Genomic DNA, 15,922 nt, shown 5'->3' on the forward strand with positions numbered 1-15,922 from the left:
AGTGAAGAACAATAAAACAACTTTCAGCAAATATCTGGTTTCGGGCGTCGCTGCCCTTGCCCTGACGGCTGGCCTTGCATCGGGTGCATCCGCAGCCGAAAACGGCAAGTTCCGCATCGGTATTGTTACCTTCCTGTCCGGTCCTGCGGCCGGCCCGTTTGGTGTTCCATCTGCCAATGCCGCCAAGGTTCTTGTTGAAGCACTGAACAAGGGTGAACTGCCCGCTCCGTACAACAAGATCGGCATCAATGGCGCAGAAATCGAAGCCGTCATCATTGATGAGGCCGGTGGTGCGACCAAGCAGGTTGAAGAATATCGCAACCTTGTCCAGCGCCAGAAAGTTGATGCCGTGATCGGCTATGTTTCTTCGGGTGATTGCCTTGCTGTCGCACCGGTTGCCGAAGAACTGAAAACCTTCACCATCGCATATGATTGCGGGACCTCCCGCCTGTTCGTTGAAAACAGCGACGCAAAATACATGTTCCGTACCGGCCTTGATGCATCGGTCGACAATATCGGTGCCGTACGTTACCTCGCAGCAACCCGTCCGGATGTAACCCGTCTTTCGGGCATCCAGCAGAACTATTCCTGGGGTCAGGACAGCTGGGCCGACTTCACCGCTGCTGCGGCGAAACTTCTGCCGGAATCTGAAATCGTCGAAGAACAGTTCCCGAAAATCTATCAGGGCCAGTATGGCGCAGAAATCTCTGCCCTGTCGGTCAAGCGTCCGGAAATCGTTCACAGCTCCTTCTGGGGTGGCGACATGGAAGCACTGGTTCTTCAGGCAAATGCCCGTGGCCTGCTTGAAGATGCCACCGGTCTTCTGACTTGCGGTGAAGCAAGCCTTGCGACCTATAAGGATCAGGCGCCGAATGGCATGATCATTGGTGCACGTGGTCCGTTCGGCGCGTTCGCACCGGAAAACGAACTGAACACCTGGTTCAAGGGTGTCTATAACGCCGCCTATGATCTTGATCCGGTTTACCCGGCAACCAAGATGGCGCAGGCGATCCTCGGCCTGAAATTTGCTGCTGAAAATGCCGGTCTGGCAGACAAGGAAATCCCGACCGCAGATCAGCTTGCTGCCGGCCTGAAAGGCGCTTCCTTCCCGTCCGTTTCAGGTACTGTTGAAATGGCACGCGGCAATGGTCATCAGGCAATGCAGGGCATTTCCTACGGCGAATACCACTATGAAGACGGCAAGGCGTCCATCGTCAATTCCGTCTCGTTCTCTGGCGAATGCGTAACCCCGCCAGAAGGTGTTTCTGCCGCAGACTGGATTGCCCAGGGCTTCCCGGGTGCTCAGTGTAACTAAGCACACACAATCTTCCTGCGATGCGGGCATCTCTTTTGCGGGATGCCCGCCCTTTTCCCTGCACACTGGATATTTGTGATGACAAGTCTTCTTGCCGTCCTGATTGATGGCTCGATCTATGCATCGTGGCTGTTTCTCGTGGCCGCTGGCCTGACCGTAATTTACGGGGTGATGCGCATCCTGAATATGGCCCATGGCAGCTTCTATGCCATCGGTGCCTATTCCGCAGCATCCCTTGTCGGCTGGTATTTCAATAACGGTATTGGCCCGGCCTGGATCAGTTATCTTTTGCTGGTTGGTGCGGCACTGGTTGCCGGACTGATTGTTGGCGTGATCATTGAACGTGGATTGCTGCGCCTGATGTATGGCCGCGATGAAATCCTGATGGTGATCATTACCTATGCGCTTTTGCTGATCCTTGAAGACACGATGAAAATCGTCTGGGGGGTCAACCCGTATTTCGCCTATCAGCCCTATTCCGAACTTGGTCGAACGTCGCTTGGATTATTGAAAGTCTCAAACTACGACCTGTCACTGGTCGGGGTTTCGGCAGTCATCGGTCTTGTTTTGTGGGGACTGCTTGAACGTACCAATACCGGCAAGGTCTTGCGTGCGGTGATCCATGACCGCGAAATCGCGGTTGCGATGGGTGTGAATGTCCGCCTGATGTTCACCATCACCTTTGTCATCGGCACCATCCTTGGCGCGCTTGCCGGTGCGCTGACTGCTCCGGCCATTTCGGTCGTGCCGGGTATCGGGATCGAAGTCATCGTTCTGGCCTTTGCAGTGGTCGTGATTGGCGGACTTGGCAGTATCGGCGGTGCCGCCGTTGGCGCACTGCTTGTCGGATTAAGCCGTGCCGCAGCTGTCCATTATGCCCCCGAGTTCGAACTTTTCGTCATTTACGGCGTGATGTCGTTGGTTCTGGCGTTCCGCCCCGAAGGTCTGTTTGGCCGTACTTTGGCGAGGAAAATCTGACATGCGTTTTGATAAAACTGAAATCTCGCTTGCGGCAGTTGCGATTGCCTTAGTGCTGTTCGGGTTTGTGTCGCCCGGTTGGCTGATCTTCCTTTTGACCATCGCCTTTGCCAAGGCCCTTGTTGTGCAGGGTGTCGTCATGCAGATGCGTTCCGGTCTGGTATCTTTCGGTCAGGGACTGTTTTACTGCATCGGCGGTTATACCGTCGGCATGGGAGGCCAGTTCTTTGGCATCCATGATGCGATTGCTGCCCTTTCGCTTGGCATGCTGGTCGCCATTGCGGTTGCGATGGTGCTGGGCCTGCTGCTGACACGTTATCGCGATATCTTCTTTGCGATGCTGTCGCTGGCCTTTTCGATGATCCTGTTTGGCATTCTGGTCAAAAGCCCGGAACTGGGCAGCACGGACGGCTTTAACGTTCATAACTGGACAATCTTTGGCTGGGCTCCCGACGGCGGGGAAAGCAGCCAGCACACGGTCTTTACCCTGACCATTCTGGCCGGTCTGGTGATTGCTGTTCTGATCCATCGTTACACCAAGGCCGGGATCGGTGTGATTTGCGAAGCCGTTCGCGAAAACGAAGTTCGTGTTGAATATCTTGGTCTTTCGCCGCGATGGTTGCTGTATGGCAACTATGTCAGTGCGGCCGCGGTTTCCGCCCTTGGGGGGGGATTAACCGCCCTTGCCACCGGGCACGTTGACCCGGAAATGGCCTATTGGACCACGTCTGGCGAATTCATCTTTATCGCGCTTCTGGGTGGATTGGGTCATGTCGCTGCACCGTTCATTGCCGCCGTGGTTTTCTCGGTCGTGCGGACCTATGCCATCGAACTGGTTCCCCATACCTGGCAGATGATCCTCGGCTTTACCCTTCTGGGTGTCATCGTCTTCCTGCCCAAAGGCCTCTGGAGCCTGGTATCGCGTAAAAAAGCAGGAGAACGCGCATGACTGTCATTCTTGAAACCAAATCGCTAAACAAGGAATTTGGTGCGGTCATCGCCGCAAAGGATCTTGATGTCCGGATTTCCAAAGGTGAAATCGTTGGCGTCATCGGGTCCAACGGCGCGGGCAAGACAACCTTCATCAATATGGTGACCGGTTATCTGAAGCCGACCCGTGGTGAAATCCTGTTTAACGGCAAATCAATCCTTGGTCATTCACCGCGTGCCATCACACGCGCAGGCATGGCTCGTTCATTTCAGGTAGCACAGCTGTTTCCTGAAATGACGGTACTCGACAACCTGATCGTTGCCCTTGCCGCTGCCGAAAGCCCGCGTCCAAGTTTCCTAAGCCCGCTTCGCAGTGACAAACGCATCGCACGGGCTGAAGACATTCTGCGTGAATTCGGTGTCGAGAACTATCGAGACTCACTGGTAACCGCGGTCCCGCAAGGTGCCCGCAAACTGGTGGATATTGCCATGGCCCTGATCGGCAATCCGCAGATGCTGTTGCTTGATGAACCGACCAGTGGCGTCAGCATGGATGAAAAAACCGGATTGATGGACACCGTGATGAATGCGGTCCGCCAACATGGTGTCACCGTGCTGTTTGTTGAACATGACATGGATGTGGTCGAACGTTACGTATCACGTGTTCTGGCGTTCTATAGCGGCGAGATCATCGCCGACGGGCAGCCTTCGGCGGTTCTTGCCGATGAACGCGTACGTGATCTTGTCACCGGCCATCGTCCCACCCACAAAAAAGGGAATGGCGCATCATGACCCTGGAAATCAAAAATCTGAATGTCTCGATCGGCAATATCCCGATCCTTCGTGATGTCTCCCTGACTGTTCCGTCCGGACAGATGTTTGGTCTGATCGGACATAACGGTGCGGGCAAAACCACATTGATGCGTGCCATCATGGGATTGCTTGAGGCCGATGATGGTTCCATCACCTTTGATGGCAAGGATTTGCGCAAGACGGCTGATTTCGGTCGTGCAAAAGGCGGTATCAGCTATATGCCCGAAGACCGCCGCCTGATCCCGTCCCTGACGGTTGAGGAAAACATTCTTCTTCCGGCATGGACCAACGGCATTGCAGATGCCAAGGAACGTCTGGAATGGGTTTATGACCTGCTTCCGGAAATTGCACAGTTCCGTGCCCGGCGCGCCATGCAGCTTTCCGGTGGTCAGCAAAAACTGGTGGCCCTTGGCCGCGCATTGATGCCGGGCCGGAAATTGTTGCTTCTTGATGAACCGTTCGAGGGCGTTGCCCCGGTTCTGTCGCGCCGTCTGTCCGAGGTCATATCCAACCTTGGCAGCAGTGGCTTGTGTGTTCTGATTTCAGAATCGGATGACACCCATTCCGCCGATCTGGTGACAGGCAGCTATCGCATCGAACGCGGCACTGTTTCCTCATCAAACACCCAGCCCGCATAAGCCCGGCCAAAGCGAGGATCACCATGTCAGATTTTACATTTGAAACCACGCCCCGCGTCATCTGCGAATTTGATGGCGCACTTCAGCTGGGCAGCCTGTGTAACGAGTTCGGCGCAAAACGCGCCGTTCTCATCACCGATCCGGGCTTGCAGAAAGTCGGATTGATTGATGCCCCCTATCAGGCCCTGATTGATGCCGGGATCGATACCCTTTTGTGGACCCGGGTTGAAGCCGACCCGCCTGAAAGCACCATCCTTGAAGCGGTCAAGGGCGCCCAGGATTTTGGTGCAGACATCATTATCGGCCTTGGCGGCGGATCATCGATGGATACAGCCAAGCTGGTGGCTTTGCTGTGTGGCAATCCCCAGCAACTTGATGCGATCTACGGGATCGGTCTGGCAAATGGTCCAAGATTGCCGCTTATTCAGGTTCCGACCACCGCAGGCACCGGATCGGAAGTCACCCCGATTTCCATCGTCACCACCCCGACCCAGGAGAAGAAAGGCGTTGTATCGCCACTTCTTTATCCGGATGTCGCTTTGCTTGACGCTAAACTGACCATGGGTCTTCCGGCATCGATTACCGCAATGACCGGTATTGATGCGATGGTTCATGCCATCGAGGCCTATACCACCAGGCACAAGAAAAACGCGTTGTCTGATGGTCTGGCCATTCGTGGCATGCAGTTGATGACTGCCCATATTGATGATGCGGTTTCGGCAAACCCGTCCCGTGAAGCCCGCGAAGCCATGTTGCAGGGATCGATGATGGCCGGTATGGCATTCGCCAATGCCCCGGTTGCAGCCGTGCATGCTCTGGCCTATCCGCTGGGCGGGCATTTCCATGTTCCCCATGGTCACAGCAACGCACTTGTCCTGATCGAGGTTCTGAAGTTCAACCGCGATGCGGCCTGTACGCAATATGCGGAACTGGCCCGTGCGGTTCTGCCCGGTGAACGGTTTGCCGATGATGATGCCGCCTGTGATCGTTTCATCAGCTACATGACTGACATGGTCGAACGGATGCCCTTTACCCGTCAGTTACGCGATGTTGGCGTGACGGAGGCCGATCTCGACATGCTTGCGACCGATGCGATGAAGGTCGAACGCCTTCTGATCAACAACCCGCGCGAGATGACCTTTGAGGCCGCGCGGGCCATCTATGCCAGCGTACTTTAACCACAGGATAGCCCCATGACGATTGAACTCAATGATACCGGTCTTTGGCAAACCCTTGGTCATGTCGATGGCAAATGGGTGTCGGCCGACAATGGCAAAACCTTTGCCGTGACCGATCCGGCCACCGGCGAACATCTTGCCGATGTCCCCGATATGGGGGCGGCGGAAACCCGGACAGCAATTGATGCCGCCAACGCCGCCCTTCCGGCATGGCGGGCAAAGACCGCCAAGGAGCGGGCCAATATTCTGCGCAAATGGTTTGACCTTTGCATGGCAGCGCAGGAAGACCTTGCGTTACTGATGACCCGTGAACAGGGCAAACCCCTTGCCGAAGCACGCGGTGAAGTGGCCTACGGCGCGTCCTTCCTTGAATGGTTTGCCGAAGAAGGCAAACGCATTTATGGCGATGTCATTCCGTCACATGGTGCAGATAAACGCATCATCACCGTCAAACAGCCGATCGGTGTTGTGGCCGCCATTACGCCATGGAACTTCCCGATGGCGATGATCACCCGTAAATGTGCCCCGGCGATTGCCGCGGGTTGCACGGTTGTCATCAAACCGGCCGAAGATACTCCCTTGACCGCCCTTGCCCTTGCCGAACTGGCGAAACGTGCCGGTTTCCCCGATGGTGTGATCAATGTTGTCACCGCATCGCACGGTGCGGATATTGGCAATGAACTGACGACCAATCCGATTGTTCGCAAACTGTCCTTTACCGGCTCGACCCAGGTCGGCAAACTTCTGATGCGCCAATGTGCCGATACCGTCAAAAAAGTCAGTCTCGAACTGGGCGGCAATGCGCCCTTTATCGTCTTTGACGATGCCGACCTTGACGAGGCCGTTGCCGGTGCCATCGCATCCAAATACCGCAATGCCGGTCAGACCTGCGTCTGCGCCAACCGCATTCTGGTTCAGGAAGGCGTTTATGATGCCTTCGCCGAAAAACTGGCCGCCGCAGTTGCCAAACTGCGCGTCGGTCAAGGCACCGAGGATGGCGTAACACAGGGGCCATTGATCAACACCAAGGCGATTGAAAAGGTCGAAACCCTTGTCAATGACGCGATCAACCACGGTGCCAAAGTCGTGCTTGGCGGTGAACGCGCCAAACCGGGCAGCAATTTCTTTAGCCCGACCATTCTGACCGGTGTCACCGCAGAAATGCGGATCTTCTCCGAAGAGATTTTTGGTCCGGTTGCTCCGCTGTTCAAATTCAGTGACGAGGCCGAGGCCATTCGCATGGCCAATGACACGCCCTTTGGACTGGCGGCCTATTTCTATGCCCGTGACATCGGTCGCATCTGGCGCGTTGGCGAAGCACTGGAATACGGCATCGTCGGGATCAATGAAGGGATCATCTCCACAGAATCAGCCCCGTTTGGTGGCGTGAAAGAGTCCGGTATCGGTCGTGAGGGGTCGAAATACGGCATCGATGATTTTGTCGAGATTAAATACATGTGCCTCGGCGGTCTCGCCGGGAAAGCCATCTAACCGGAAACGAGGAGCCCCACCATGAGTTTCATGTTTCGTAGTGTGCCGCGCATCGTTTGCGAGGCAGGCGGCATTACTAAAACCGGCACCCTGATGAAAGAACTGGGCGCAACCCGCGTCACCGTTGTTTGCGATCCGGGCATTGTCACACTTGGCTATGCCGACAAGGTGCAGAAATCACTGGAAGCCGCCGGCATTGCTGTCCAGATCTTTGCCGATGTTCAGGCCGACCCGCCCCAGAATATCGTCCAGCAGGCCATTGATGGCGCCAAGGACTGGAAGGCAGATGGCGTGATTGGTCTTGGCGGCGGCAGTTCGCTTGATAGTGCCAAACTTGTCGCCTTGCTTGCCAATAGCGATCAGACCATCGAAGGCATTTACGGCATCGACAAGGCAACGGGTGACCGTTTGCCCCTGATCCAGATCCCGACCACCGCCGGGACCGGATCAGAAGTGACATGGGTGTCGGTGATTACCGATAACAACAGTCTCAAACAGGTTGTTTACACCCCGCAATTGATGCCCGATATCGCGCTTCTGGATGCGGAACTGACCTATGACCTACCACAGAAAGTCACCGCAGCAACCGGGCTTGATGCTATGGTGCATGCGATTGAAGGTTACACCAGCCGTACGCGCAAAAACCCGATTGCCGATGGTATGGCGGTGACGGCCTTGTCGCTTTTGGGCAAGAACCTGATGAAGGTGATTGAAAATCCGGGCGACAAGGAAGCACGTTCTGCGATGCTTCAGGGATCATTGATTGCCGGGATGGCCTTTGCCAATGCATCGGTTGCCGCCATTCATGGTTTGGCCTATCCGTTGGGCGCACGGTTCCATATTCCGCATGGTCACGCCAATGCACTGGTCATGGCACAGGTGCTGCGGTTTAACCTGCCAGCAGCGGGTAAACTTTATGCCGAACTGGCCCCGTGCCTGATCGAAGATTGCGATTTTGCATCCGAGGAAGAAGCCGCCGAGGCCTTTGTTCGCCGGATCGAGGAAATGGTCCCGGCCAGCGGCCTTGAAACCCGCCTGCGCGATCTTGGCGTAACCGAAGACTCCCTGTCCGAAATGGCCGAGGAAGTCTTTAGCAAAATCTATCGCCTGATTGAAAGCAACCCGCGCGATATGACGGCAAGCGATATCGAAGCGATCTATCGCGAAGTCTACTGAGCCCGGAGGGTGCTCTCACATAGCACCCTCGTCTACAAACCGGCGGCTTGCTTGGTCGCTTGGCCGCCGGTTTGTTTGAGGTGCCAAATGTCGCTCGAAGCCGTCATTCGGCTTTCCCCTGACATTGCCCGGCACTCCCCAAACACTCTTCTTGGCCCGAACATCAACTGGTCAGGAGTACGTGGCATTTGGTTGGGCCGCTCCCAAATTTGTCAAACGCAATCAGACAAACAAATTTGCTCTGATGCTCTTGCCCTGTTTTGTCCTGTCCCAAGAAATATTCAATCATTTCTGGCCGCTTGGGTGGAAAGTGGCATTTCTCAAACTAATGGTTGCTGATGCGGTGATGATCTTGTTTAAAACGGATCAAGACAATCGCCGAAGGTCGCGATGCCATGAAGTCGTTCCTTGGTGCCTTTTGGGGTCCATATTCCTGGAAAATGGCACCCAAAAAAACTGATGCCCTTTCATCCGGGCGCTGTGAATTATTTTAAAAGCCGGAATTCCGGTTGACCAGTAAGGAACGCTTGATTGGTACGGCATCGGCATGATGGACGATTGATGCACTTCCTTACGCAAAGCGACAGGAGCATTTTGACATGATGAAAACCATTACCGCAGCAGATGGCCATGCGCTTGATTGCTGGTTTGAACCAGCGGTTGGCGAACGCCGTGGCGGGATTGTCATCCTGCAGGAAATCTTTGGTGTGACCGACCAGCTCAAAGGTGTGGCTTCAAAATATGCTGCCCTTGGTTACGAAGTCGCCATACCTGCCCTGTTTGACCGTCAGGAACGCGATGCGGTTGTTCCCTTTGATCAGGCACTGCGCGGCCGCGACATGATGCTGGCATCCGATCTTGAACAAACCACCCTGGACATTGATGCCGCGGTCAAGGCCCTTGCCGCAAATGGTGGCAAAGTCGGAGTTATCGGTTTTTGCTGGGGTGGCGGTCTTGCCCTGCGCGCAGCACAGGATCTTGACGTTGCAGCCGGGATTGCCTTCTATGGCACGCGTTTACCGCAATATCTTGATAGGCCACTCAAGGCCGCATTCCTTGGTCACTTCGGCACCCTGGATGACCATGTTCCGGCCGAAATGCTTGATCAAGCCAAGACTTATTTCCCGGATATGGAAATTCATATGTACGAAGCCGGTCACGCCTTTGCCAATGATGCACGCCTGTCCTATGTCGCGAATGCTGCCGATCTGGCCCATGCCCGTACGATTGAATTCCTTGCAAGGCATGTAGACTAAACCACGTGCAACAAGTTCCGGTTAACGCAACTTGCTGATTAACGTCATCCGTCGCAGCCCTCATGACCGGGGGACTGCATCCCTAACCATGATTAAGATCATTGCAAGGCCGTATAGCCCCGATCCCGCTGGCCTTCCATCCCAATCCTTAGAACTAACTCCGTATTCCCCCATCCAAAGGCACATGGGATGCACATTCCCGCTCGTTTAGAGATAGCGAGTTCTGAAACACGTTCGGAAATCCCGAGAAAGGTCGACTAAAATGCAATTACACCGGACAGAAACCAGTCACTGCTTAATGGAAATCGTGACTGTCAATTTTAAGGACCGGAGCCTTTTGCGTTTGTGAGACATGCTCCGCCTCCAAAGCATTCAGACCACTGGCCCATTGCAAATTCCGGGGGTGATTGTGGTTGCTGCGGGCGATTTTGGTATTATCCGTCAGTCCTTGCAACATCCCGGTCAGATCAACCAGTCTGTCGGCAATAATATGGGTAACGCCATCTTCACGCTGAAGCTTGCCGGTAACCCCCAGAACCGTGGCCGTCATGACTTCGCGGCGATATTTTTCCATCACCTTGTTCCAGACCACCAGATTGGTGATGCCGGTTTCATCCTCAAGCGTGATGAAAACCACCCCCGATGATGTTCCCGGGCGTTGCCGAACGATGGCAAGACCGGCATGAGTTAACCGTTCACCATCACGCACACCGGGCAGGTCACTTGCCTTGCAGATCCCCGCTTCTTCAAGCGCATTGCGCAACATGCTGACCGGATGACCTTTAAGCGACAGACGCAGGCTGGCGTAATCCTCGATGATCTCCTCGCCCGGTTCCATGATGGGCAAATCGACCGGTGCTTCGGCCCCGAATTCGGCAGAGACACCCATATTATGGTTAAAGTTCTGGGCGGCTTCAAACAAAGGCAATGCAACCGGGGCCTTGCGCCCCTTGCCAAAGCGACGCACCGCCCAAAGGGCTTCTCGCCGCGACAGGCCAAGGGAACCAAAGGCGTCGGCTTCCGCCAGTTTTTCCAAGGCTGCAGGTGACAGACCGGTCTGGCGCGCCATCAGATAGACATCCTGAAATCCGCCTGCCGGACGATTGGCAATCAGGGCAAGGGCATCAAGTTCGCCAAATCCCTTGATCTGGCGAAAACCAAGTCGCACGGAATGATAGCCACTGGCACGGCCCAGCTCCCGTTCAAGCTGGTTGTCCCAGAAACTGTGATTGATATCGATTTCAAGAACTCTGACCCCATGATTGCGCGCATCATTAACCAGTTGTGCGGGGGCATAAAACCCCATCGGCTGCGCGTTTAAAAGTGCACATAAAAATACATCGGGATGATGGCATTTCAGCCAGGATGACGCATAGGCCAGAATGGCAAAGCTTGCCGCGTGGCTTTCGGGGAAACCGTAATCGGCAAAGCCTTCGATCTGCTTGAAACAGCGTTCGGCGAAATCCATGTCATAGCCGTTTTTCAGCATTCCGTTGATGAATTTGGTCCGGTGTTCGCCAATCGTACCGGTACGTTTGAATGTTGCCATCGCACGTCTGAGATTGTCGGCCTCGCCACCGGAATAGCCCGCAGCAACAATGGCGATCTGCATTGCCTGTTCCTGAAACAGCGGCACACCACAGGTGCGCTTCAATACGGCTTCCAGTTCCTTTGAAGGATACTCCACCTTTTCCCGGCCCATGCGCCGCTGCAAAAACGGATGAACCATACCGCCCTGAATCGGTCCGGGGCGGACAATCGCCACCTGAATGGTCAGGTCATAAATGCTTTTGGGTTGAAGGCGGGGCAGCATGCTCATTTGCGCACGCGATTCCACCTGAAAGGTGCCAATACTGTCGGCCTTTTCGAGCATCCGATACGTAGCCCTGTCTTCCTTGGGCAAGGTTGCAAGCGTGTAATCAATGTTCTTGTGATTGCGCAGTTCCTCAAACGCCTTGCGAATACAGGTGAGTATTCCCAAGGCCAGCACATCGACCTTAAGAATACCAAGCGCATCAATATCATCCTTGTCCCACTCAATAGTGGTGCGATCCGCCATCGCCGCATTGGCGATCGGCGACAATTCACAAAGCGGTCCGCGCGTAATGACAAAGCCGCCAACATGCTGCGACAGGTGGCGGGGAAACCCGGTCAGTTCCCCCGCCAGATCAAGAATAGCTTTGAGGCGCGGTTCGTCTGGATGAATGCCCGACTGGCGCATCATGGTATCATGCGCGCCCTTGCTGCTTGATCCCCAGATGGTTTTGGTCAGCTTGACGATGGTGTCCTCGGACAGACCAAAAACCTTGCCGACATCGCGAATGGCACTGCGCGACCGGTATGAAATCACCGTAGCGGTCAGACCGGCGCGCTCGCGACCATAACGTTCATAGATGAACTGGATGACTTCTTCGCGGCGTTCATGTTCGAAATCGACATCAATATCGGGCGGCTCATTGCGCGCATTGCTGATGAAGCGCGAAAACAGAAGTTCCACCTCATTGGGGTCAACCGATGTGACATGCAGACAAAAGCAGACCGATGAATTGGCCGCCGATCCACGCCCCTGACACAAAATGTCCTTTGACCGGGCAAAGGCAACAATGTCATGCACGGTCAGGAAATAGGGGGCATAACCCAGCTCGTCGATCAGTTTAAGCTCCGTCTCGATCAGTTTTTTGACCTTGTCAGGCACACCATCGGGATAGCGTTTATGTGCTCCCTCCCAGGTCAGGCGGATCAGGCGTTCCTGCGTGCCTTCCCCCGATCCGTCATTTTCATCGGGATATTCATAGCGAAGGTCACTGAGACTGAATGTGCACTGATCGGCAATCTCGACCGTGCGCGCAAGCCAGTGGGGATGATCGGGAAACAGCCGTGCCATTTCCTGCGGGGATTTGATGTGGCGTTCACCATTGGGAAACAGCCGATATCCGGCATCCTCAATCCGGCAATGATGGCGAATGCAGGTCAATACATCCTGCAAGGGTTTGCGGGATCGAAGGTGCATATGCACGTCATTGGTCACCACGGCAGGAATGCCAAGACGGGTTTCGACGTCTTCGGTAAAGGCAAGGCGTTCGCTATCAAACCCGTCCATGAAGCGCCCGACAGCAAGCCAAAGCCGATCATTAAAACGGGCTTTCAGATTGATCAATTCGGTGCGAAACCCGTCATCGGGAACCTGCGGCGGGATAGCAATGAACAAAAGGCCGTCGCCATGATTGATGATATCGCTCTGGTAAATCTCGCACGATCCCTTGGGGGCACGGCGCTTGCCAAGGGTTAGCAACCGGCACAGCCGGGCATAGGATGCCCGATCCGTCGGATAGCACAGCATGGATGGCCCATCCATCGGATCAAGACGGCAGCCGACAATATAATTGAGCCGGTCAGCATAATTACTGTGTGCCGAGTAACCGCGTACGACCCCGGCCAGCGTATTGCGATCCGTAATCGCAATGGCATGAAGCCCCTTGGTCGCAGCCGTAAGCACCAGTTCCTCGGCATGCGATGCGCCGCGCAAAAAGGAAAAATTGCTGCTGACCTGCAGTTCGGCATAGGCTGGTTCCGGGGCGTTCGGGGTATGACCGGTTTGGGATTTCGTCATGGCATCACCCTGCAAAAAGCCCGTGGACCGACCAGATATCCTGACCGGCAGGTCTGGTACGAAACAGCCACAACACCCGCCCTTTCTGATCACAGATACGGAAATAGTCGCGGGTCATCTGTGACAGGGCGTAATGATCCCGATCAAGATGCCCCCACCATTCAGGACAGAGGCGTTCCGGCCCGTCGGCATGTAAAATATCCACAATCATTTTTCGCCAGCGCAGGCGTGTCGGAGTGCCGGTCGGGTTACGGTCAATCACCTCAACCGGTTCTGGCGGATCGAGCAACCGGACCGGTCGTCTGGGCAAGGTGACATCGGGTAGGCGCGACGTTTTTGCCGGGCCGACCGGGGATTGTCGAATAGCGGCCCGTTCGGGCAAGTGGCTTGCATGATGGGCAGGGCGATACAGGATATCGTTGGGGCCCAGATGATGACTGATCCGGTCAATCAGCTGGGCGAGCGCGATAGCATCACCGGTCTCATCCTGCTGACGGTCAAGACGCACCTGACGAAAGGCAACATGTTCGACCCAAGGGGCATAGACAATGACCTGTTCAATCCCAAACCCGGTATCGACACCAGGCATTTTTTCTTCCAGTAACCGCAAGACATGGGCTGCTGACTGACAGGGGGCGCCGGTTGTGGTCGTGATGGTATGGGCATGGCCATCAACCCGGATCGACCGGACTACAAGCCGGCGCAGACCAAGGTTATCAGTCTGGAGCCTGTCACAGAGTTTCTCGGTCATGGTCCGGATCGCAAGAGCCAGATTGTCTGCATCGCCCAGTGGCTCGCCAAAGCTTTGCCTTGTCAGCCATGGGCTATCGGGTAGTTCGAAATTCAGATATTCGGGCAAACGGCCATAAAACTGGTCAAGCCGATGCAACACATCAGGCCCCAGTCGGGTGGTGATATTGGCACGCGGCAAGGGGGTAATATCGCCCAGTTGTTTCAGGCCAAGACGCGACAGCAATGTGATGATGTCATCAGACAGACGCAGGGCCGAGACCGGAAATCCGGCCGCAGTCGCGTGATCATTTGGAAGTGACAGGGTACGTTCAGAAACATTCCCCGGATGATGGCGTGCGCAGGCCCATGCAGCCCCGGCTGTATCGGCAATGGCAATCCGGGCCGCGTAACCACGTGCTTTCACATCACGCAGGATGTGCGTGATCATGGCAGTTTCGCCCCCAAACAGATGGCTCCCCCCGGTGATCTCCAACCACAATCCGCCATCGCCCTGCAGGCTGTTGTCATGCAGCTCCCGATCCGGGGCAACCCACGGGCTGTATCGATCCATCGCGCGAATCAGGCGCGCCAGATGGGCTTGATAAAGATCGACATCCTCGGGGGTATCGATCAGATCAGGCAGGATGCTTCGGGCATCGGACAAACGCATGCCCCCGTGCAGACCAGCCATCCGCGCCGCATGATTCAGCCCGCAGACAAAGACCCCCTTATGATCGACACGTGTCACCACATGCGCACGATCTGCCTTGGGCCTGGTTGCGGTTTCAGATATGGCTGCGCTGCCGATTTCACGGGGATGATCAGCCGTGGAGAGGCTGATCGTCTGACAGTCGGTTTTCCAGTGGGTCAACCACAGATAAAGAAAGCGTTGCTGCATCGGTTTTGACTTTCCAGCTTCCCGGTCGGACCCCGCGTCCCCCGATCAGGCTGAGATGATGGATGCTCCCTGTCATATTCTGCTGCGTGTTCAGTTCCGGCTCGATCTTCCAGCGTGTCAGCGCACTTGACGGCATCAACCGTCCGATCCGTGAAGCCTGACGTAACACAATGATTCGCGTCCCCGCGGCCTCGCACGCAAGCTGCAAGCGCCGCGCAACCGTCAAATCGTAATCCGTGGTTTCAAGAATGATTGATGCGATCTGCCCGGTTCTGGCGATCTCGGCACACGCCCACATTGCTGTTGCTTGCTGATCAACTGTCATCATCAAGGGGCAACATTCCCCCCCGGATCGGGCAGGAAAGCTCAGATGATAAAATCGCCCCTGATCAATGGCCCGTCTTTGCCGGATCCAGAAAACAGACCGTCCTGCTGATTTACCATCCTGATTTCTCTGATCGATCTGGGCCAGAGACCAGGCCAAAACAGATGCAGCACCCGCGTCATGACAGCAAATAATCTCATGCAGACCAACCGGTGCGAAACCGCCCAGACTGATATTTCCAGATAACACGATGTGTCCGAACACACGCGGTATTGCTTCTCCTGCTGCATCAGAAAAACAGGAGGCACTTATTTTCCACTGCTTCTCTGCCTGCGCCAAAGCGACACGGGCATCATGAAGTCGTTCCGCCAGCATCATACCTACACAAGACAAATGTTCACTATTTGTTCTTATTTAAGGATTGTCCTTGGCAGAGTCAAATCAAAAGCCTTCCTCAAGACGTGCGGCCAATGCTGTCTTGCGGATACCTCAACAACAAAGTCAGGCTGAACTGCAACATAAAATTCAACCCTTGATAGAAAATCATCGCGTAATTATATCGCATCATTGAGTGCACTCAAC

At 55.1% G+C, this 15,922-nt stretch carries 12 protein-coding genes; 9 read left to right on the forward strand and 3 right to left on the reverse strand.

Annotated features, from left to right (window positions below; translation table 11 throughout):
* Position 1 precedes the first annotated feature (1 nt).
* From ACTU44_RS20070 to ACTU44_RS20110, 9 genes are all read left to right on the forward strand, one after another.
* The gene (locus tag ACTU44_RS20070) at positions 2–1,315 is read left to right on the forward strand and encodes an ABC transporter substrate-binding protein (RefSeq protein ID WP_114098100.1); all 1,314 of its coding nucleotides are present in this window, start codon (positions 2–4) and stop codon (positions 1,313–1,315) included.
* A 78-nt stretch (positions 1,316–1,393) separates the two neighbouring features.
* Positions 1,394–2,293 carry a branched-chain amino acid ABC transporter permease gene (locus tag ACTU44_RS20075; protein ID WP_114098263.1) on the forward strand — a complete coding sequence of 300 codons (900 nt, stop codon included), beginning with the start codon at positions 1,394–1,396 and terminating at the stop codon, positions 2,291–2,293.
* A 1-nt stretch (position 2,294) separates the two neighbouring features.
* Complete coding sequence (locus tag ACTU44_RS20080) at positions 2,295–3,242, forward strand: branched-chain amino acid ABC transporter permease (RefSeq protein WP_114098099.1); 948 nt, start codon at positions 2,295–2,297, stop codon at positions 3,240–3,242.
* Positions 3,239–4,015 (forward strand): ABC transporter ATP-binding protein, encoded by a 777-nt coding sequence (locus ACTU44_RS20085; protein WP_462096210.1) that lies wholly within the window; start codon positions 3,239–3,241, stop codon positions 4,013–4,015. Before ACTU44_RS20080 ends, ACTU44_RS20085 begins: the two co-directional genes overlap by 4 nt.
* Positions 4,012–4,674 carry an ATP-binding cassette domain-containing protein gene (locus ACTU44_RS20090; RefSeq protein ID WP_462096211.1) on the forward strand — a complete coding sequence of 221 codons (663 nt, stop codon included), beginning with the start codon at positions 4,012–4,014 and terminating at the stop codon, positions 4,672–4,674. The genes ACTU44_RS20085 and ACTU44_RS20090 overlap by 4 nt, the downstream gene beginning before the upstream one ends.
* Before the next feature lie 23 nt (positions 4,675–4,697).
* On the forward strand, positions 4,698–5,852 hold the full coding sequence (locus ACTU44_RS20095; RefSeq protein WP_462096212.1) for an iron-containing alcohol dehydrogenase: 1,155 nt from the start codon (positions 4,698–4,700) through the stop codon (positions 5,850–5,852).
* A 15-nt stretch (positions 5,853–5,867) separates the two neighbouring features.
* Complete coding sequence (locus ACTU44_RS20100; RefSeq protein WP_462096213.1) at positions 5,868–7,343, forward strand: NAD-dependent succinate-semialdehyde dehydrogenase; 1,476 nt, start codon at positions 5,868–5,870, stop codon at positions 7,341–7,343.
* A gap of 21 nt (positions 7,344–7,364) precedes the next feature.
* Positions 7,365–8,519, forward strand: coding sequence for an iron-containing alcohol dehydrogenase (locus tag ACTU44_RS20105; RefSeq protein WP_462096214.1), 1,155 nt, complete (start codon positions 7,365–7,367; stop codon positions 8,517–8,519).
* A 599-nt stretch (positions 8,520–9,118) separates the two neighbouring features.
* Positions 9,119–9,775, forward strand: a complete 657-nt coding sequence (locus ACTU44_RS20110; protein ID WP_462096215.1) for a dienelactone hydrolase family protein — start codon at positions 9,119–9,121, stop codon at positions 9,773–9,775.
* A gap of 295 nt (positions 9,776–10,070) precedes the next feature.
* Here the strand turns inward: ACTU44_RS20110 and ACTU44_RS20115 are convergent, their stop codons facing one another.
* From ACTU44_RS20115 to ACTU44_RS20125, 3 genes are read right to left on the reverse strand one after another with little or no spacing between them, the layout of a single operon-like run.
* A complete protein-coding gene (locus ACTU44_RS20115; RefSeq protein WP_462096216.1) occupies positions 10,071–13,385 on the reverse strand; it encodes an error-prone DNA polymerase in 3,315 nt (1,104 codons plus the stop codon).
* A 4-nt stretch (positions 13,386–13,389) separates the two neighbouring features.
* Positions 13,390–15,015 (reverse strand): Y-family DNA polymerase, encoded by a 1,626-nt coding sequence (locus tag ACTU44_RS20120; protein WP_462096217.1) that lies wholly within the window; start codon positions 15,013–15,015, stop codon positions 13,390–13,392.
* Positions 14,939–15,343: a hypothetical protein gene (locus ACTU44_RS20125; protein ID WP_258548685.1), complete on the reverse strand. Its 405-nt coding sequence runs from the start codon at positions 15,341–15,343 to the stop codon at positions 14,939–14,941. The genes ACTU44_RS20120 and ACTU44_RS20125 overlap by 77 nt, the downstream gene beginning before the upstream one ends.
* Between the last annotated feature and the right edge of the window lie 579 nt (positions 15,344–15,922).

The sequence above is a fragment of the Thalassospira sp. SM2505 genome, from assembly GCF_054901115.1.

Bases quoted from the DNA above. Each gene is read 5' to 3' on its own strand.
- ACTU44_RS20075 (WP_114098263.1), top strand. From the start codon at position 1,394: ATGACAAGTCTTCTTGCCGTCCTGATTGATGGCTCGATCTATGCATCG.
- ACTU44_RS20080 (WP_114098099.1), top strand. From the start codon at position 2,295: ATGCGTTTTGATAAAACTGAAATCTCGCTTGCGGCAGTTGCGATTGCC.
- ACTU44_RS20085 (WP_462096210.1), top strand. From the start codon at position 3,239: ATGACTGTCATTCTTGAAACCAAATCGCTAAACAAGGAATTTGGTGCG.
- ACTU44_RS20090 (WP_462096211.1), top strand. From the start codon at position 4,012: ATGACCCTGGAAATCAAAAATCTGAATGTCTCGATCGGCAATATCCCG.
- ACTU44_RS20095 (WP_462096212.1), top strand. From the start codon at position 4,698: ATGTCAGATTTTACATTTGAAACCACGCCCCGCGTCATCTGCGAATTT.
- ACTU44_RS20100 (WP_462096213.1), top strand. From the start codon at position 5,868: ATGACGATTGAACTCAATGATACCGGTCTTTGGCAAACCCTTGGTCAT.
- ACTU44_RS20105 (WP_462096214.1), top strand. From the start codon at position 7,365: ATGAGTTTCATGTTTCGTAGTGTGCCGCGCATCGTTTGCGAGGCAGGC.
- ACTU44_RS20110 (WP_462096215.1), top strand. From the start codon at position 9,119: ATGATGAAAACCATTACCGCAGCAGATGGCCATGCGCTTGATTGCTGG.
- ACTU44_RS20115 (WP_462096216.1), bottom strand. From the start codon at position 13,385: ATGACGAAATCCCAAACCGGTCATACCCCGAACGCCCCGGAACCAGCC.
- ACTU44_RS20120 (WP_462096217.1), bottom strand. From the start codon at position 15,015: ATGCAGCAACGCTTTCTTTATCTGTGGTTGACCCACTGGAAAACCGAC.
- ACTU44_RS20125 (WP_258548685.1), bottom strand. From the start codon at position 15,343: ATGATGACAGTTGATCAGCAAGCAACAGCAATGTGGGCGTGTGCCGAG.